Below are 18,411 nucleotides of genomic sequence, written 5' to 3'. Positions count from 1 at the left end.
CACCGATTAGCCTATCATCTCCAGGTCAGAGTACGAGCTCTGCCTTTTTTCTTCAAGCTTGCCTACTATGCTGCTGCCCCTTACGCCAGTGACTATCGCCACTATCTCGATCTGGTCATCGTAACCTGGTATCAGCCTCGCGCCCCATTTTATGTTGGCCTTCGGGTCCATCCTGTCGGTTATGATTTCTCCAGCTTTTATCGCATCGCCTATTGTCAGGGACGCGCCTCCGGATATGTGTATAAGGGCTCCCTTAGCGTTTTCGAAGTCTACGTCAAGAAGCTTGTTCTTCAAAACAGACTCTGCAGCTATGTTGACCTTGTCTGTGCCCTTGCCGCTTCCAACTGCAATAAAGCCTACCTGCCCGTTGCCCATTATGGACCTTACGTCTGCGAAGTCTATGTTTATCAGGCTCGGCTGCGTTATTGTCCATACAAGCCCTCCTATTGCCTTCGCAAGAACCTCGTCCGCAAGGGCGAACGCTTCGTTCATCGGAAGGTTTGGCACCAGCTTTACCAGCCTGTTGTTGTCTATGATTATGACGCTGTCGCAGTACTTCCTAAGCTCCTGTATTCCCTCTTCGGCCTTTACCTTTCTTATCCCTTCAAGGTCGAACGGGTACGTTACCATAGAAACTACTATCGCGCCCTGCTCCTTCGCAATCTGCGCAGCCACTTTTATGGATCCTGTTCCTGTTCCTCCGCCCATTCCTGCACATAGGAATGCAAGCTGTGCTCCCTCAAACGCCTTTTCTATCAAAGGCCTGTCGACTTCGGCAGCCTTCGCGCCCAGAAGCGGGTCGCCTCCTGCGCCCAGGCCCCTGGTCAGGGTTTTTCCTATCAGTATCTTGTTGATTCTGTCGTCGATTATCTTGAAATGCTGGTAGTCAGTGTTGAAAGCTATAAATTCGGTTCCCTTAACTCCCGCTTTCACCAGCCTGTTCACTATGTTGTTTCCGCCTCCTCCAAATCCTGCCGTTATTATTTTTATTTGGGAAGACCCCATCTCCTGTGTTTCGCTCGTCGAAGCGTTTCCACCCAGTATGTTGTTAACGAAGTCGCTCATTCAGATCGCCTTTTTTTGGTCGAAAAAATTTCTCTGATAAGCTTTAAAAGCCTTTTGTTAGGCAAAATATTAATTGTAGTCCAGAATCATGTACTCTTCTAAATGCCTGTATTAAAGTAAAATAAAGATATATTGGTAAAAATAGCAATACTTTGGAACAAATAAAAGTATCAGTATAAACGGTTTTTGCTTGACTCTCAGTTTATCGAATCGGTATAATTGCTCGCATTAACCACCGATGTGGCTAGTATTGTCCCGTTGGTTCCCATCGCGGCATACAGGACGTTTGCAGTGTCTGTTGCATTATATTTTATGATCCACGCATCGGTGGAATTTATTCCGACAGAGTAAAGGAACGAGTTTCCGGTCTCGTAATAGCTCGCGTATGCATTGGTGTTGTTGTATCCATGTCCGTCGATATAATTCAATATCGACGCGTTTCCGGATTCGTATGCCCTCGTAATGGCTATGTAAGGCTGCGATATCACGTAGTCCGGAGCATAGCCGAAGCCGTACACCTTGCAATTTGATGCGTAAAGCACCTCGTCGCTCGGCACAAGCGTGACTGCAGGGTAATCAAATCCTTCGGTCATGACTTCTGGGCATGCCTTGGTTGAATTGTAAACTACGTTGAGAACGACGTTCCAGCTGTCAGCTGTTAGGTTTGACCTAGATATGCTTATGACGCTGAACACGGCATTGGGATATTCCTGCTGTATGTCTTTCAGAACCAGCGCTTCTGCCTGTGCAGAAGTCAGCGGCTTAGACACTGGATGATATAATAGCAGCCCTGCTCCGAATATGACGCCTAGAATGAATATTATCACTATCGTGGCGATTGCTATTTTGCCGAAAAGATCCATGATAATACATTCTAGGACAAATTTTATATAATGTGCATTTGCGGCTCATGGCGCTACTGCTGCTTCAATGAGAGGAAAAGCAGCACTGCCTTGGCTATCAGAAGCTTGTTTTTCGCCTGTTCCCAGACTATGCTCCTGGGTCCATCTATGACCTCTGCAGTAATCTCTTCGCCGCGGTGCGCCGGAAGGCAATGCATTACGAGCGCATCCTGGCTGGCATATTCTAGCAGCTTCGAATTCACCTGGTAATCCTTGAACATTTCGCGCCTCTTGTCCGCTTCGCCTTCCTGGCCCATGCTCACAAAGGTATCAGTATACACTATGTTGGCCCCGTCAAGCCCCTCCTTTATGCTGTCGTATACATATACGAGCCCGTGCTCCCTTGCCTTGTTGAAATAGGCGTTGTTCGGCATGTAATCTTTTGGGCCGACCAGGGATATCCTGCTGTTGAGCTTGGTCGCAGCGAGCATCAGCGAATTTGCCGTGTTGGTCGCTATGTCTCCTATAAATGCTATGCTTATGTCCTTGAAGTTCTTTATGTGCGAATTCATCGTATACATGTCCACCAGGGCCTGGGTCGGGTGCTCAAGGTCAGTGAGCGCGTTTATCACCGGGACTGCGGAGTTCTCGGCCATTTCAACGATGTCGTCGTGCTTGTAGAGCCTTGCCGCTATGAAATCGCAGTAGCTGCTCAGCATCTTCCCTATGTCAGAATAGCTTTCGCCCCTGCTCCTCTGCGATGTCGCAGCGTCTATGTATATGCCCTTGCCTCCGAGCTGCGATATGCCCGCTTCAAACGAGGTCCTTGTCCTTGTAGAGGGCTTTTCAAAAAAAAGTGCCAGCGTGGAGTTTTCGCGAAGCGATGCCTGTTCCTTGTTCTCCTTGAGGTTGTCTGCTATATCAAATATCCTCAGCATGTCTTCCTTGGAGAGGTCGTTGATGCTGAGTATATTCATCTACACTACCCGAAAATGGATCCGAATCCGGCGTTCGCACGGTCCTCCTCATCGTGTATTGCCTTTATTACCTTCTGTGAAGTCTCATCGTCGGCCTTGGCGAAGCTTTCGTATTCATCCTTGAGCCTGTCCTCGGCATTTTTCAGGAATTCATCGTTTGCCTTAAGATACAAATAGCATTTGTCCGGATTCAGTCCAAGAGATGCTCCCTCTCTTAGGCTGTATTCCTGCCTCGCAAATATTACGTTGAGGCTTTTGTCGTTTTTGAGCCTGTCCTTCGCATCCTCTATGCGCTTTTGCAGCGCCTCGTACTGCTCTCTCGCCTCGGGGTGCTGCTCCAAGTACTTCTTGTCGTCGAATTCCTTCGGCATGTCCGGGAGCAGGTTCTTGTCCAGGTACGGATCGTAGGAAAGCGCCTTGGAAAGCTTATCCATGGCTGCCTTGTCGAAAGAGTAAACCCTTTCAGACATAAAATCACGATATAAGCTTGGCTATGACAGTGCCTTCCCTTCCGGGCCTGTTCACAACCACTGCCTTGCCCATGTCGGTGTTTATTATCGTGCCCTTGGTTATGATGTTCTGCCTGGCGAAGTTCCTGTTGTCTTTGGACTCCAGCACTCCCTTTATCTCGAGCTTTTTGTAGCCCTCCTTGGTCAGTACGTTAACGCTTTTGGCAGCCTTGAGCCTTACTGTCTCGGAGCCTCCGCGCCTCCTCACGGGCTCGGCTACGTCTCCGGCCGCGAGCTTTGTAGCGCTGAAGTAATTGCCGGCGTTGCTCCTTCTCTTGTCCTTGAACTTTATCTTCCTCTTGCCGTTGCCCGAGCCCTTCGTTTCGGATGGGCCGTGCACCTGCCTGCTAAATTGACTCATAAACTCACTTTTTTATCCTGAAAGCAAAAGAGATGCTTATATGGGTTAATTTGCATATATAAGCTTTTAAAATTTTGTATGCCCTGCTTCAAAGTTCTCAAGATTCGTCTGCCTGTATTCGCTGCCATAAGCGCCGTGATTTCTAAGCATCCTTTCGAGCTCCTCCTTGGCGCTTGCAATTCCGATCTCCATGTTGCTAAGCACTACGTTGGTGGTTATCTGTGCGCGCCTGCCATTTTTGTCAGTGTAACTAAATGGGCTTAGGTAATAAATGTTGAGCGAGGTGCTGTTTCTTGTCCTGCCCTCAAGATAGTCGAAATACTGCGCCCCAGAAAGCTTATAATGCAGCCCGGCATTTTCATCAATATCCATGTCGGCGTACAGCACCGGCACGTTAACTCCGTGCAATGCCTTTCCCTGCGGCTCTTTCGAAGCATATACGCTTAGGGTTGTATTGTCCGAAACCTCATTGTTCATAAGTGCCATCCTTTTTATGGATTCGAGAACGAACCTTCCGGCGTTATTTGATGACATGCAAAGCACGTAGTAGTCGTTGCCATTGCCCGAAGCTTGCATGTCTATGTGATACTTTCCGTCACCGCGATCTGATACCACTCCAACCAAGTCTACCGAAAAGCTGGCAAAATGAGCCTTTTCACCGCTGCGCAGCAGTTCAACCGCAGAGAGCGTGCTAACCTTGTTCGGGTAAATGCCATATTCCCTATACGTGTTGACGTACATAAGAATTATTGCCGCTTCAGAAATATTTATTCCTTTCAGCTGTCTTCCTCAAATCTTTCGAGCTCCTTGAGCTGCTTGTCGCTTAGCTTGCTGAAAACGGGCCCAAGCCCTTCGAGATTCAATTCTTTCAACGGCTTCTCCAGGTCAGAAAGCCTTGGTTCCGATATGCCGAACCTCTTCAAAATCTTTGACGAAGCATCAGGGGCGAAAGGCCACATCAGCACACCCATCCTTCTCACTATCGAAACCATTCCCCCCAGAAGCTCTTTAGCCCTGCCCTCGCTGCCCTGCTTGACGCCATCCTTGCCTATCAGTTCCCAGGGCTTGCTGCTGCTTATCATCTCGTTGCCTATGTCTGCTATTGCCACAAGCTCCCTGAGCGCCTCCCTCATCTTGAGCGCCTCGAAATCTTCTGCATACTTGCGGGTCAGCACTGCGACTTTATCCATGCTTTTTTCGTCCTCGACGAGCTCCGAGGCTTTGAGCCCGGAATTCTTAAGCAGCGTAAGCACCCTGTGCACATAATTGCCTATCTTGCCGTTCATTATCTTGTTCACTATGTCGACAAACAGCGCAATGGTAAAATCCGTGTCAGAGCTTTCCGGGGCAAGGTACATAAGCGCAAACCTCCAATAATCAGAGCCTGCTATCTCAAGCGCATTCCCCATGTTGAGCCCTACCCCCCTGCTCTTTGAGAATTTGAGCCCTTTCGCGGTAAGGTACTCATATGCATATATCGTATGCGGCAGCACATAGCCCAAATCCGAGCCTATCAATATCCCGGGCCACATCATCGTGTGGAATTCTATGTTGTCCTTTCCCATGAATTGTATAAGCTTGGTGTCCTTGCCCTTCCAGTACTGCTCCCACTGGTCGGACCAATCCATGCTTATGCCTATGTAGCCTATCACGGCGTCGAACCATACATAGAATACCTTGTCCTTATACCCCTCCAATGGCACCTCGAATCCCCATTTCATGTCCCTGGTTATCTCCCTTGCCTCAAGCCCCTGCTCCAAATAGCTTATGGTCTTGTTCGCGGCATTTTTGCTCCATGAGCCCATGCGCCCCTTGACGAATTCCAATATCTCAGGCTGCAATTTGTCAAGCGCAATGGCAAGGTTCGTAGTCTTCTTGAATTCTATCTCGTTGTTGTGGCATAGGCCGCAATAAGGTCTTATGAGCTCAGAGGGGTTGAGCAGATGCCCGCAGTTGTCGCACTGGTCGCCGCGTGCGCCCTCGAATCCGCAATACGGGCATACACCCTCAATGTACCTATCGGTCAGGAATCTCTTATCTATGTTGCAATAAGGCATTACAGAGTCCACCTTATTTATGAAGCCGTTTTTGTACAACGCATTAAATATCTCGTAAACTGCCCTCTTGTTGCTGTCCGAATCGGTTTTGCCGTAGTACGTAAAGCTGCATCCGAACCTTTCTAATATGTGCTTAATCTCCTTATGCACTTTATCCGCAAATTCCTTGGGCTCGACGCCTTCCTTGAGCGCCCTTATCTCTATAGGGGTGCCGTGCTGGTCGGAGCCGCATATGAATATGGAGTCGTAGCCCGCCAACTTGGAATACTTGTAGAATACGTCAGCCGGAAGTATCGATCCTACGAAATTACCCAAGTGCGGTATTGCCTCGGAATAAGGAAGCGCTGCCGTTATTATGACCCTTTTTTCCGTGTCCACCATATACATCGTAACCTAACCAACATACAATTGCGCATTAAGCATATATCTTATCGCGCAGCGCTATTAATTATGAAGTTGAATTTTTAAATAAACTCTCTTTAGTCATGAAAGAGTACTAGCCATAAAATACAAATAAATGAAAGATATACATTAATATGCCCTTAATTAACTAGTAAGGTGCTTCCCTAAGAAAGGAGGATAATGGGTGTAGATGCTATTATGAGAAGGGTGGGCAAGCGCATGTTCTTCGGAATCGAATACGTGAAGTTCAGCGGTATTTTAGTGCCTGTGGTAGTGCAGGGAAAAGACACTGATAGGCCTTTTGTATTACAATGCGCATATCGACGACGCGACATTGAGAAAACTGCTCGGGATGTCAGATGCTAAAAAGCTCAACGAATACGCGCGCATTGCCGGCAGCCGTATCGTCAAGAGGATAGCAAAGCCGAGGATTGCCCTGAATATGCAACCATCGCATGGCAAAAAGGCAAAAAGCCCCATACATTTCCAAGCGTAGATTTCCAATGCCCTATGCTTTGGCGCATATGGAAGATTATAAATAATTTAAACAATAATCAATCTTGGGCTGTTTCTAATAAGCTCGGTGCTTTGCTTGGACGATGCTGTAATTGCCGCTATAAAATCAAGATTCGACGACTTCCTGGAGTTATACTACAGAGAAGGCATAGATGACATAATAGTGGGGTTCCCTGACAAGCGCAGCCTTAATGTTGACATAGCTGATTTGGCAAAGTTTGATCCCGACCTGGCAAGCGAGCTCGCAAATAACCCTGACGTTATAATCAAGGCGGCCAACGAATCCCTGAAATATAAGCTTTTGGACCTGCAGCTGGGAATATACGAGCCGCACGTAAGGTTCTATGGGCTAACGATAAACAATCCGTTGGTGCAGGATGTTGGCTCTTCCTATGTTTCGAAGCTCATAGCATTGGACGGCCTAATAGTTAAGAGGTCGGAGATAAGCCCAAAGGTAAAGATTGGCGTTTACGAATGTACATTCTGCGGAGCAAAGCAAACCGTAGAGCTGGACATGGGTGCTGCCCCTGAGATATGCAAGGAGTGCAAGCGCAAATCCATGAAGCAAATACCTGAGGAGTCGCAGCTTATAAATCTGCAGAAGATAGCAATACAGGATCCATTGGAAAAGCTTAAGGGCAATACCCCGACATGGCAGCTTGAGGTATGGCTTCAGGACGACATGGTGAATACCGTAATACCTGGAGACAGGATAGACCTCACTGGCGTATTGAGGATAAGGCCGCGCAGGAACCAGAGAGGAAAAGCGGAAACCAACCTATACACCATGTTCGTAGATTCCGTATCCGTAATATCAAAGCAGAAGGAGTTCGCGGAGCTTTCCATAACGGAAGAGGAAGAGCGCGAGATAAAAGAGCTTTCAAAGGATCCGCAGATATTCGAAAAGATCGCAAAATCCATAGCGTCTTCAATATACGGCCATAACGAGATCAAGAAGGCCGTGGCGCTACAATTGTTCGGCGGCACCACCGGAAAGACAATGGTAGACGGAAGCGCGATAAGGAGCGACATGCACATATTGCTCATAGGCGATCCGGGAAGCGCAAAGACAAGGATCCTGCAAGCGATTTCAGAGCTTGTACCTAAGGGAATATATGTCAGCGGAAAATCGGTTACAGGAGGAGGATTGACCGCAGTTGCAGAGCGCGACGATTTCTCCGAGGGCGGCTGGACATTGAAGGCAGGAGCCATGGTCCTGGGCAGTGGCGGCATAGTGTGCATAGACGAATTCGACAAGATAAGCCAGGACGACAGGGCCGCGCTTCACGAGGCCTTGGAATCGCAGACCATAAGCGTAGCCAAAGCGGGTATAATAGCCACATTCAGTGCAAGGGCTGCTGTGCTTGCTGCTGCGAACCCGAAATTCGGAAGGTTCGATCCCCACCAGTATCCCGCTGAGCAGTTCGACATACCTCCTACGCTATTGTCAAGGTTCGACCTCATATTCCCAATAACCGACGTGATGGACGAGGACACGGATAGGAACATAGCAAAGCACATACTTATGCAGCATGAGGCGGCAGGCGCAAGGCTTGCTGACATAAAAGGGTTTGAGCAAGTCGAAGAGCCTCCTATAGACTCGGATTTGTTAAGGAAATACATTGCATATGCACGCAAGAACGTATCGCCAAGGCTGAGCCAGGAGGCCAGCGAATATTTACAGAAATATTATGTCGACTTGAGAAAGACTGGCCAAAGGCAGGGCGCCGTTCCCATAACCCCGAGGCAGATAGAGGGATTGGTGAGGATGAGCGAGGCGAGCGCGAAGTCAAGGCTTTCTGACGTGGTTGAATTATCCGATTCTGAGACTGCAATAGAGCTTAGCAGGTTCATGCTTAAGTCATTGGCATTGGATACGGGAGGCCGCATAGACATAGATACGATATTGACCGGAATGCCGAGGGAGAAGGTAGACCGCATGAATTCAATACTTAACATAATAAAGAAGCTTGAGGAGTCGGACAGCAACATAAAGATACAAAAAGTGATAGAGGATGCCGAAGCCGCAGGCATAGACTCCACAACCGCAAGCAAATATCTATCGGAGCTTGAGCGCTCTGGCGACATATACAGGCCAAGGCAGGGGATAATAAAGCTTGTCCATCACGAGGCGGATTGACTAAGGTGTATATTTGGAAAAAAGGCTTATAGAGAACAGGCAACTGCTTGGGATATTAGCAATGTTCATGATTGTCCAATTCGGAGGGCTCATGATATCCACGTTGTATTTTAACGGTGCAACCTATTCCGAGGTCGCAAGCGCACAGGTCGCAAACAGCCCGACAAGCGCATTCCTGCTTATAGGCTACATAATCGTCATAGCAATCGCCATGATCATAGTATTCAAGTTCTATCACGGGGCTAAGCTGTTTAGGATAATAGAGGCCGTGATAATATTCATAGCATCATTCTACGTATTCTTCATAATCCTCGCGTATATTACGCAAAGCTCAAATATATCGACAGCAGGAGCTGTGATCATAGCCATAGCTCTTGTAGTCGCAAAGAACAAATGGACGAATCTCAAGAACGTAGCTGCAATATTGGCAAGTATCGGAGTGGGCGTGGTGCTGGGGTTCGGCTTCAGCTTCTTCGTAGCGCTTATCTTCATGGGCCTGCTTGCCATATACGACTTCGTTGCCGTGTTCATAACCAAGCACATGATAACGCTGGCCAATGTGGTTACCGAGAACAATCTGGCCTTCATGGTGGACATGAACGAGGTGGAAGGGCTTCCGAAATCGAGCTTCAGCAAAAAGGAGTTGAGGGAATACAACAAGGAGCTCAAGGAATCTGGCTCAAGAGGCAAAAGGATACTCTCGATAATGAAGAGATCCAATACAAACGGTATGGTGCCGGTATCCGCCAACGTGGCATTGGGCACAGGGGATCTTGCCATACCGCTCATGGTCGCTGTGGCGGCATACAAGCTTACATTGAGCTTTGTCCCGAGCTTCTTCATAGTGTTCGGAGCAATACTGGGGCTTATGATAACAATGTTCATACTTAGAAAATTCAAGAGGGCCCTCCCTGCAATACCTCCGTTGTTCTTAGGAGTTCTTATCGGGCTTGGCCTTTACTACCTTATCTACTACATCATTTAAGTCCCAGAAGAACCTTATTGATTTCATGTAATCCTTAGAGTCCGAGATCTCTATGCTGTTGGATATGGCAGCCATATACATGCGCCACGAATACCTTTTATCCATAAAGACGAGCACAGCCCTGTCCCTCTCGCTCCTTACCGCCCTTCCTGCCGCCTGGACCGAGCGCACTATCGCAGGTATTATGTAAGCGTAATCCATTCCCCTGCCTTCAAAGCGCTTGTCGAGATATGCAATCCTCAGCTTCAATTCAAGGTCAGGCGCAGTTAGCGGTATGCCCACTATGATTATGCCCTTTATCGAGTTGTTTTTGTAATCTATGCCCTCGCTGAAGCTGCCGCCCATGACTGCCATTAGCATCGAGCCGTCGTCCTCTGTAAAGCGCTTCATCAATGCGTCTGTAGCCTGGCTTTGCATCTCCCTTCTCTGCACATATTTTTTCGCAACATTCACGTGCCTTGATATGCCCTCGAGCACGGAAAAGCTCGGGAAGAATACGGCTACGCTCCCAGGCACGCTGTCCTTTATCTCCTCTATCCTTTTTGCCATCTTCATATACTGCTCGTTGGACCTTTGTGAGAATTTTGTCGTAAACTCATTATCTATGAATGCGGCCTTATTGTGCTTTGGGAATGGGGACGCATAGCTTCTCATCTCAGAGTTTGCCACCTTGAACATATCAGAATACATCCTCATGGGCTCCATCGTGGCGCTCATGAATACATTTGCATAGGCCTCCTGCAATATCGGCAGTGCCCTATCGGGGTATAAGCAGCTAACGTTGAGCCTTGCGAGCCCGTTCCTCGCCTTTATTATCCTCGCGGCGGATTCATCCGCATCAAGGAATCCCCTTAGGAACCTTGCTATATGCAGTATGGAAGAGCGCTTGGCGTTTTTTGCCTGTATGTACTCAAGACCCGCCTTCTCAAGATCATCTATCAATTTTTCATACTCGCTTTCCATGAATTCAGACATGTCCGATTTGTCAACCAAGGCCTCGCTCATCCCTTTTGAAAGCTTCTTTGCGGCGAGCTTCTTCATTGCGAACTTCAGGTAATCAAGATCTATGCTGTTGTTTATCGCCTTCAATTCCCTTTCGGCCGCATCTATTCCAAGCTCTGATATCGAAGTGCTTAAATATGAATTCGCTATGTTTATGAGGTTGTGCGCCTCGTCCCATATTATAATCGCATTGTCTATGCTGTGCCCTATCTTCTTCAGGAAAGCGCCGCTGTTGTAAGGATTCAATAAATGCGAATACCCTGCTATTATGACCCTGCAGTTCTTCGCGTACTTGGCTGCTATCTCATAAGCGCATACTCCTTTCCCATAGGAATAGTCTAGAAGCGCATTGTGCCCGTTCTCCATGGCATCTGCAAGCCCTTTATCGTCTGTGCTAAAATTCTTCGATCGCGAGAAATATGTGCATTTTCCTGCCTTGACCAGGCTTTCGCACGAGCCGTAAAAAGCGTCGCTTTCTATGGCGTTTACCTTGTCGTTTATGCATATGTTGCGCTTTCCTACTATGTCGGCGAAGCTGAAGTCGAGCCCAAACTTCCTCTTTATCCCCAATACTGCCTCCATTGCTATCCTGTGCTGCGATATCTTTGGGGTCAAAAAGAATACGTCCAAATCCTTTTTGAGCGCGAATGTCAATGCGGCTCCGAGCGAGGCATCCGTCTTGCCCAATCCCGTAGGAGCATTTATGAATATATCATGCCTATCGGTGAGCGCTTTATATATGTCATTAACCATGGCGCCCTGATTCGGCCTAGGCTTGTCAAACCTGAAAAGATAGTCCATGATATATAATTAGCATATCTGGTATAAAAATGCTTATCTGCGCTTTCTAACATTTTTCTTTCCTGTGCTTTTCTTGCGTGTTGGCTTCTTCTTTCCAGTGCTTCTTTTGCTCTTGCTCTTTGAAGCACTTCTTTGCGTTGCCTTCCCTTTCTTCGAGCCTGCTGCCCTGCTCTTTGCCACTTCGGCCTCCCTAATCACCCTAGCCCTCGCCTTTCCTCTGCCCTTGAAATAAACTGCACTGCCTGCAGCGGCAACTATGGCTATTGCTATTATCGCAGACAAAATATAAACTGTATAATTAGGCTTCGGAGGCTTTGCCACTACTGTTATTATCTTGGCAACCCCTTCATTTATTACCGCTCCTCCTACCTTATTCGATGTAGAATTATCCACCACCTCGAATACGCCCTGCCACTGCATCCCTGAGGTGTTGTTCTTTGAAGGGAGGTATACTGACACTTCAATATGTATCTGCGAATTTGGAGGTATGGTGCCGTAAGACGGGTCAGCAGTAACTACTGGAGGCGTAGAATTCTTTGCGCTTGTCCTGAAGCTTGTCATAATGGTTTTGAAAGGTATCGGAGTAGATCCTTCGTTTATGAACGTGTAATTATAATGGTATGTGCCGCTTATGTTAACATAAAATGTAGGCTCTCCTGCTACTTCGCCGAGCTGTGCGCTGGAAACGTTAAATAATAAAGAAAAAGAGAAAAGTACCAAAAGCGCTGCAACCGCAATGTAATTAAAACGCATTTGGCACACTCCTTATCAGCAGCTGTTTGTTATCGTTATTCTCTGTGTGTATGTCCCTGCTGGTATTGCTCCAGGCACGCTGAGCCCGAAGTATATTGAGTTTGATGTGATCCCATTCGAGACTGTTGGTGAGGGCGCAGGTATGGATATGCCCGTAGGCACAGGCGAATTTGTAAGCTGAGTTGTAGTTAAGAACGTGTTTGACGATGTAGCGCTCCATGTGGTATTAGATACACCAAAGTTGTAAGTTGAACTTGCCCAATCAGTACCTGATACTAATACATTGGCCGCCACATTTCCGTACGGGTCGCTATCAGTTACCAAAACATTGTCAGCATGCGTTGCCGTAGGGTATAAGCTACCAAACGATATCGCATTAGGGCTTAGGCTTATGTAGCACACCCCTTCGACAGCAACATTTGCTGTAACTGTATTCGATGAGCTTGCAAAAGCCACGTTTCCCAATGCCAATGCTATGGTGCCGCTCATAATTAGTAAGCTTGCTAGAATCGCGAGCGATGCCTTTAAATTTCTCTTTAATATATCCAATAAATCACCTTCCGAATATTCTTTTATTAATAAAGCTTAAAAACCTGCCTACTCTTAACAGCTGTTTGTTATCGTTATTCTCTGTGTGTATGTCCCTGCAGGTATTGCTCCCGGCACGCTGAGCCCGAAGTATACTGGGCTTGAGCCATTCTGCAATACTGCTATGGAAGTATTGAAGGCTGTCTTTTCCAACACCTTGCCTCCATATATTGCCAACGCACTACTGCTCCATGTCGTATTTGATACGCCGAATCCGAATGCATTATTAGATCCGTATGTCCAGTTAGTCCCAGATACAAAAACATGCGCCTCTGCGCTTCCTTTGTTATAGTCTGTTACCATTACATTATCTGGATATGTGCTATCAGGCCCTAAAGATCCAAACGATACTGAATTGGAGCTGAGCGATATGGTGCATATTGGGGGCTTAAATATTATGGACGTAGTATTTCCTGCTACTACGCTTCCAGAATACGTAGTTGGCGTATAATTATATCCGTTTATCATTACATTGCCTACGCTAAAGGCATGGCTTCCTGGCACAGTGTCAAAGCTTATCATGTTGCCATTACTCGAATTCCTTATGCTATCGTATGTTATGTTCCAAACCGTCCCCGCAGGCAGCCCGCTCTCCTCGAATTTTGTTATCCCGTTATAGCTTGCCGTTATTGCTCCATTGCCCATTACGGTAAGGTTTGTTGTCTGCGCATATACATTTGCAATGCTCAAATTTGCACTGCTGATTGTCCAATTAGTAAACACGAAGTTATTCGGAGGGTTTGCCGTTATTGTTCCTGTGCCTATTACGTTGGTGGTTTCTCCATTCGAGAATGTTTTCCCATCGGTGGTTATGGTGCCAGCCGCTGGGTTGTCATCCAATGTCAATGAATATGGCGGAAACACATATGCGCCAATTGTTATATAACCTCCCGAGGAAGAAGATGCACTTATTGAATATTGACCCTTTATTTGGGATTGGCATATCGCTATATATGCGGATTCATAGGTATCCCCTCCAGTAATATATGCCTTTTCCGTACATCCGCTTGGTATCACGGGTGCCGAGGATAAGCCAAAATATCCCGAAGAGATCATTATCGCAACGAACGAGTCATTTTTTGTTACGTTATACGTTAAGCTGTCTGTAGCTGTTCCAGTGCTTGTTGCCAATGAATAGGTTGGTGATGCTTTTATGCCTATTATTCCTTCCGTTAAATCAGGCCCTGTAGTAGTTTCTGTACATGTATTAGCTGTCTGGTGCCCTATGTAAGAATATGTATCGGAAGCATCAGTTGTTCCTGTGCTATATGTTATCCCAGCATTACCTGCGCCTCCATCACAAAGATACAAATTATATCCTGAAGGTGCGCTTACGGATAATGTGCCTGTAGTGCCTGTGCTTGCATTTTCAGTAAAGTTCACAGTATAAAGCTTCGGGAGTATCGAGAAGCTTCCTGATTTTGATACAGACGTGTAATTGTTGTTTCCGTTATCATAAAACAATGCGCTGTAATTGCCTACACTTGAAGAAGTAGTATATGTATTTGTGGAATATGTGCTCGCAACTGTGGCATTGTTTACATTAAGAAGCCCTTCCAATTGATTGTTGTATGTCGATATGTTAAACGTTACAGCTCCTCCATTGCCATCATACACATAACTGTTTGGAACTGAAAGGCTCAATTTAGGAATTGCCCTTGTTATGTTAACGCTCTTGCTGATTACATTGCCTGTTGAGGTTACCTCTGCACTTACATTATAAATCCCTGCACCCAATGGCGCATTTGCATTGCACGTGCTGTAAAGATTGCATGATGCGCTTCCGATTCCATCGGCAACCTCAACGCCGGGCAATGAACCCTTCCCTATCAATATCTCTATGTCCTGCGTAGGCAGTGGGGCAGTTGCCGTAACCAAATCAGAAGTATCATATGCGGTCTTGTTAGACTGTATAACCAAAGAAAGTATTCCTTCCTCACTGAATGCTACGCTTGTAACATTTCCTGCAACCAAACTTCCCGATGAAGGCTTCGGTATGTACGTGTTTCCATTATACGTTACGTTCTCTATGGCGAATGCATGGTTTCCGGGAACCGTATCGAACGATACCATATTGCCTGTTGTTGTATTTGTTATCCCGTCATAAACTGCGCTCCATGTCGCACCTGAGGGCAGCCCGCTCTCCTCGAATTTTGTTATCCCGTTATAGCTTGCCGTTATTGCTCCATTGCCCATTACGGTAAGGTTTGTTGTCTGCGCATATACATTTGCAATGCTCAAATTTGCACTGCTGATTGTCCAATTAGTAAACACGAAGTTATTCGGAGGGTTTGCCGTTATTGTTCCTGTGCCTATTACGTTGGTGGTTTCTCCATTCGAGAATGTTTTCCCATCGGTGGTTATGGTGCCAGCCGCTGGGTTGTCATCCAATGTCAATGAATATGGCGGAAACACATATGCGCCAATTGTTATATAACCTCCCGAGGAAGAAGATGCACTTATTGAATATTGACCCTTTATTTGGGATTGGCATATCGCTATATATGCGGATTCATAGGTATCCCCTCCAGTAATATATGCCTTTTCCGTACATCCGCTTGGTATCACGGGTGCCGAGGATAAGCCAAAATATCCCGAAGAGATCATTATCGCAACGAACGAGTCATTTTTTGTTACGTTATACGTTAAGCTGTCTGTAGCTGTTCCAGTGCTTGTTGCCAATGAATAGGTTGGTGATGCTTTTATGCCTATTATTCCTTCCGTTAAATCAGGCCCTGTAGTAGTTTCTGTACATGTATTAGCTGTCTGGTGCCCTATGTAAGAATATGTATCGGAAGCATCAGTTGTTCCTGTGCTATATGTTATCCCAGCATTACCTGCGCCTCCATCACAAAGATACAAATTATATCCTGAAGGTGCGCTTACGGATAATGTGCCTGTAGTGCCTGTGCTTGCATTTTCAGTAAAGTTCACAGTATAAAGCTTCGGGAGTATCGAGAAGCTTCCTGATTTTGATACAGACGTGTAATTGTTGTTTCCGTTATCATAAAACAATGCGCTGTAATTGCCTACACTTGAAGAAGTAGTATATGTATTTGTGGAATATGTGCTCGCAACTGTGGCATTGTTTACATTAAGAAGCCCTTCCAATTGATTGTTGTATGTCGATATGTTAAACGTTACAGCTCCTCCATTGCCATCATACACATAACTGTTTGGAACTGAAAGGCTCAATTTAGGAATTGCCCTTGTTATGTTAACGCTCTTGCTGATTACATTGCCTGTTGAGGTTACCTCTGCACTTACATTATAAATCCCTGCACCCAATGGCGCATTTGCATTGCACGTGCTGTAAAGATTGCATGATGCGCTTCCGATTCCATCGGCAACCTCAACGCCGGGCAATGAACCCTTCCCTATCAATATCTCTATGTCCTGCGTAGGCAGTGGGGCAGTTGCCGTAACCAAATCAGAAGTATCATATGCGGTCTTGTTAGACTGTATAACCAAAGAAAGTATTCCTTCCTCACTGAATGCTACGCTTGTAACATTTCCTGCAACCAAACTTCCCGATGAAGGCTTCGGTATGTACGTGTTTCCATTATACGTTACGTTCTCTATGGCGAATGCATGGTTTCCGGGAACCGTATCGAACGATACCATATTGCCTGTTGTTGTATTTGTTATCCCGTCATAAACTGCGCTCCATGTCGCACCTGAGGGCAGCCCGCTCTCCTCGAATTTTGTTATCCCGTTATAGCTTGCCGTTATTGCTCCATTGCCCATTACGGTAAGGTTTGTTGTCTGCGCATATACATTTGCAATGCTCAAATTTGCACTGCTGACTGTCCAATTGGTAAACACGAAGTTCGTTTTTGGAATTGCAGAAATTTCTCCCCTACCTAATAATAACGCGCTCTGTCCATTACTGTAAGTTTTATTGTTTGCCGATACATAACCTGCTCCTTGTGGATTATCATAAAATATTACGTTTCCTGGCTGGAATACAAAGGCCTCAATGGTAGTCGCCCCAAAATTGCCATTGCTTGCAGATACTGTGTAATTGCCAGGAGCTGCATCTTTACATGTCGCTATATAAGCCGATTCATAACTTGTGGAATTTGTGGTTATCTGCTGTGTTATACACGTGTTTGGTATTGTTGGAAGTCCACTCAATCCGTAATATCCAGAAGCTACTAGTATTGTAACGAAAGAGCCGTTAACATTTACAGGATAATTCAATGTCGTAGCGGCGCTGCTGTTTGCCGCAGCTCCATAAAAGGAATAATGAGTAAGGTTCAAGCCCATCCCTGCAATTGCCAACCCTAAATAATAATCGTTTCTTTTTTTAGTCGGTACAGATGCCTTGCATATATTGCTTGTTTGATATCCTATAGAAGCAGCAGCAGGAGGACTGCTAGGCCCGCTTGCATTCTGCAATGCCACCCAGCTTATCGGGCTTCTCTTGGCGAATGTGTAGTTTGCTCCTGCTGCGCATAAGTAAAGATTATACCCAGTGGGCAATGTCAAACTCAACGGGTTTGCGCTGCTGGTGACACTTCCGGTAGAATACGATATGGCGTAAGTCGAAAGAGAATCAGATCTTCCATCGTAAAAATAAGCCGTTGAATTGTTGCCTATCATTATGGTTGGCATCTGCACCCATGACCCTTTTACATATTTATAAAGGGATACTTGGCCCTCGCTTATATTGTTTTCAATTATCCAGCTTCTGTTGACTGCAAATGTATAATTGGCGTTTTGCACATGCGTGTCGCTTATAGTGCTGTTTACATGAAAGTAATAAGCTGCCGATCTAGGCATTGGCTTCGTGTTATTTGGCGGCGTATGTGTTATCGCTACTACTGTATGGGTGTTTGTATAATTGTAGTTGAGTTTAACAGTAAGATTGATCAATGAAGTGCTTCCATTAATCAATATTGGTGTTTTCAATCCTTTTGGAACATAATTTACCTTGCTGCTTAACCGATGTTCATTCTGCATACTGGACAGGTTCTGCTTTATAATAAGATTAGCTATTGAAATATTGATTAGGTTGTTACTTATAAATGCTGTAATGTTTTTCGGATAAGCTATCGATATGTTTATCGATTTATTGTAACCAATGCCCCTTGATGCTATATTATAATACTCTAAATTCGAAGCAGCCGAGATTAGCAATCTGCGGTTTTTCACCTTAGGGGATAATTTGTTCAAAATACTGGTTAAAGAACCTACGAGCTTACTCTTTAAACCATAACCCTGCGCGCTGGTTATTCCTATATTTGTTATGCCCCTGGTTGTGGCGGCGGTTTTGGAAATGCCATTGCTTGTTATTACGTTTCCATAAAGGATCTGACTAGAGGCCGCAAATGCGGTTTCAATATATGCCATGGAAACAAGCAATACTACTGCCATGCAAAAGCACATAATGGCCAATTCCTTCTTGTTC

14 protein-coding genes are annotated in these 18,411 nt (G+C 46.0%); 3 read left to right on the top strand and 11 right to left on the bottom strand.

Annotated elements, in window-relative coordinates; all coding sequences use genetic code 11:
• Window positions 1–6: 6 nt before the first annotated feature.
• From ftsZ to metG, 7 genes are all read right to left on the bottom strand, one after another.
• Window positions 7–1,065 (bottom strand): cell division protein FtsZ, encoded by a 1,059-nt coding sequence (gene ftsZ / locus Micr_RS04655; RefSeq protein ID WP_203134514.1) that lies wholly within the window; start codon window positions 1,063–1,065, stop codon window positions 7–9.
• A 197-nt stretch (window positions 1,066–1,262) separates the two neighbouring features.
• Window positions 1,263–1,928, bottom strand: a complete 666-nt coding sequence (locus Micr_RS04650; protein ID WP_203134513.1) for a hypothetical protein — start codon at window positions 1,926–1,928, stop codon at window positions 1,263–1,265.
• Window positions 1,929–1,981: 53 nt separating this feature from the next.
• Window positions 1,982–2,884, bottom strand: coding sequence for an ornithine carbamoyltransferase (gene argF / locus Micr_RS04645; protein WP_203134512.1), 903 nt, complete (start codon window positions 2,882–2,884; stop codon window positions 1,982–1,984).
• Window positions 2,885–2,889: 5 nt separating this feature from the next.
• Window positions 2,890–3,354, bottom strand: coding sequence for a hypothetical protein (locus Micr_RS04640; RefSeq protein WP_203134511.1), 465 nt, complete (start codon window positions 3,352–3,354; stop codon window positions 2,890–2,892).
• 4 nt (window positions 3,355–3,358) lie between these two features.
• Entirely contained in the window at window positions 3,359–3,754 is a 396-nt protein-coding gene (locus Micr_RS04635; RefSeq protein ID WP_203134510.1) for a 30S ribosomal protein S8e, read from the bottom strand.
• A gap of 66 nt (window positions 3,755–3,820) precedes the next feature.
• Entirely contained in the window at window positions 3,821–4,495 is a 675-nt protein-coding gene (locus Micr_RS04630) for a hypothetical protein (RefSeq protein ID WP_203134509.1), read from the bottom strand.
• A 35-nt stretch (window positions 4,496–4,530) separates the two neighbouring features.
• Window positions 4,531–6,192 (bottom strand): methionine--tRNA ligase, encoded by a 1,662-nt coding sequence (gene metG / locus Micr_RS04625; RefSeq protein WP_203134508.1) that lies wholly within the window; start codon window positions 6,190–6,192, stop codon window positions 4,531–4,533.
• A 373-nt stretch (window positions 6,193–6,565) separates the two neighbouring features.
• Between metG and Micr_RS04620 the strand changes: the two genes are divergently transcribed.
• From Micr_RS04620 to Micr_RS04610, 3 genes are all read left to right on the top strand, one after another.
• The gene (locus Micr_RS04620) at window positions 6,566–6,709 is read left to right on the top strand and encodes a hypothetical protein (RefSeq protein WP_203134507.1); all 144 of its coding nucleotides are present in this window, start codon (window positions 6,566–6,568) and stop codon (window positions 6,707–6,709) included.
• Between the two features lie 96 nt (window positions 6,710–6,805).
• Window positions 6,806–8,869: a minichromosome maintenance protein MCM gene (locus Micr_RS04615; RefSeq protein ID WP_203134506.1), complete on the top strand. Its 2,064-nt coding sequence runs from the start codon at window positions 6,806–6,808 to the stop codon at window positions 8,867–8,869.
• A 13-nt stretch (window positions 8,870–8,882) separates the two neighbouring features.
• On the top strand, window positions 8,883–9,854 hold the full coding sequence (locus Micr_RS04610) for a presenilin family intramembrane aspartyl protease (protein ID WP_203134497.1): 972 nt from the start codon (window positions 8,883–8,885) through the stop codon (window positions 9,852–9,854).
• Here the strand turns inward: Micr_RS04610 and Micr_RS04605 are convergent.
• Genes Micr_RS04605 through Micr_RS04590 form a run of 4 tightly spaced genes read right to left on the bottom strand, consistent with a single transcriptional unit; the run spans window position 9,801 to window position 18,377 of the window.
• Window positions 9,801–11,657 carry an ATP-dependent DNA helicase gene (locus tag Micr_RS04605; RefSeq protein ID WP_203134505.1) on the bottom strand — a complete coding sequence of 619 codons (1,857 nt, stop codon included), beginning with the start codon at window positions 11,655–11,657 and terminating at the stop codon, window positions 9,801–9,803. The two genes, Micr_RS04610 and Micr_RS04605, sit on opposite strands and share 54 nt — an antisense overlap.
• A 33-nt stretch (window positions 11,658–11,690) precedes the next feature.
• On the bottom strand, window positions 11,691–12,410 hold the full coding sequence (locus Micr_RS04600; RefSeq protein WP_203134504.1) for a hypothetical protein: 720 nt from the start codon (window positions 12,408–12,410) through the stop codon (window positions 11,691–11,693).
• A gap of 15 nt (window positions 12,411–12,425) precedes the next feature.
• Window positions 12,426–12,959 (bottom strand): hypothetical protein, encoded by a 534-nt coding sequence (locus Micr_RS04595; protein WP_203134503.1) that lies wholly within the window; start codon window positions 12,957–12,959, stop codon window positions 12,426–12,428.
• A gap of 54 nt (window positions 12,960–13,013) precedes the next feature.
• Window positions 13,014–18,377 (bottom strand): PGF-pre-PGF domain-containing protein, encoded by a 5,364-nt coding sequence (locus tag Micr_RS04590; RefSeq protein WP_203134502.1) that lies wholly within the window; start codon window positions 18,375–18,377, stop codon window positions 13,014–13,016.
• Between the last annotated feature and the right edge of the window lie 34 nt (window positions 18,378–18,411).

This window comes from Candidatus Micrarchaeum sp. (assembly GCF_016806735.1).
Lineage (GTDB): Archaea > Micrarchaeota > Micrarchaeia > Micrarchaeales > Micrarchaeaceae > Micrarchaeum_A > Micrarchaeum_A acidiphilum_A.
The sequence above is the reverse complement of the archived record's forward strand: the minus strand, read 5'-3'. Positions and strand labels throughout refer to the sequence as shown.

Excerpts from the sequence above, each read along its gene's own strand:
- ftsZ (WP_203134514.1), bottom strand. The coding sequence starts at position 1,065 with ATGAGCGACTTCGTTAACAACATACTGGGTGGAAACGCTTCGACGAGC.
- Micr_RS04650 (WP_203134513.1), bottom strand. The coding sequence starts at position 1,928 with ATGGATCTTTTCGGCAAAATAGCAATCGCCACGATAGTGATAATATTC.
- argF (WP_203134512.1), bottom strand. The coding sequence starts at position 2,884 with ATGAATATACTCAGCATCAACGACCTCTCCAAGGAAGACATGCTGAGG.
- Micr_RS04640 (WP_203134511.1), bottom strand. The coding sequence starts at position 3,354 with ATGTCTGAAAGGGTTTACTCTTTCGACAAGGCAGCCATGGATAAGCTT.
- Micr_RS04635 (WP_203134510.1), bottom strand. The coding sequence starts at position 3,754 with ATGAGTCAATTTAGCAGGCAGGTGCACGGCCCATCCGAAACGAAGGGC.
- Micr_RS04630 (WP_203134509.1), bottom strand. The coding sequence starts at position 4,495 with ATGTACGTCAACACGTATAGGGAATATGGCATTTACCCGAACAAGGTT.
- metG (WP_203134508.1), bottom strand. The coding sequence starts at position 6,192 with ATGGTGGACACGGAAAAAAGGGTCATAATAACGGCAGCGCTTCCTTAT.
- Micr_RS04620 (WP_203134507.1), top strand. The coding sequence starts at position 6,566 with ATGTCAGATGCTAAAAAGCTCAACGAATACGCGCGCATTGCCGGCAGC.
- Micr_RS04605 (WP_203134505.1), bottom strand. The coding sequence starts at position 11,657 with ATGGACTATCTTTTCAGGTTTGACAAGCCTAGGCCGAATCAGGGCGCC.
- Micr_RS04600 (WP_203134504.1), bottom strand. The coding sequence starts at position 12,410 with ATGCGTTTTAATTACATTGCGGTTGCAGCGCTTTTGGTACTTTTCTCT.
- Micr_RS04590 (WP_203134502.1), bottom strand. The coding sequence starts at position 18,377 with ATGGCAGTAGTATTGCTTGTTTCCATGGCATATATTGAAACCGCATTT.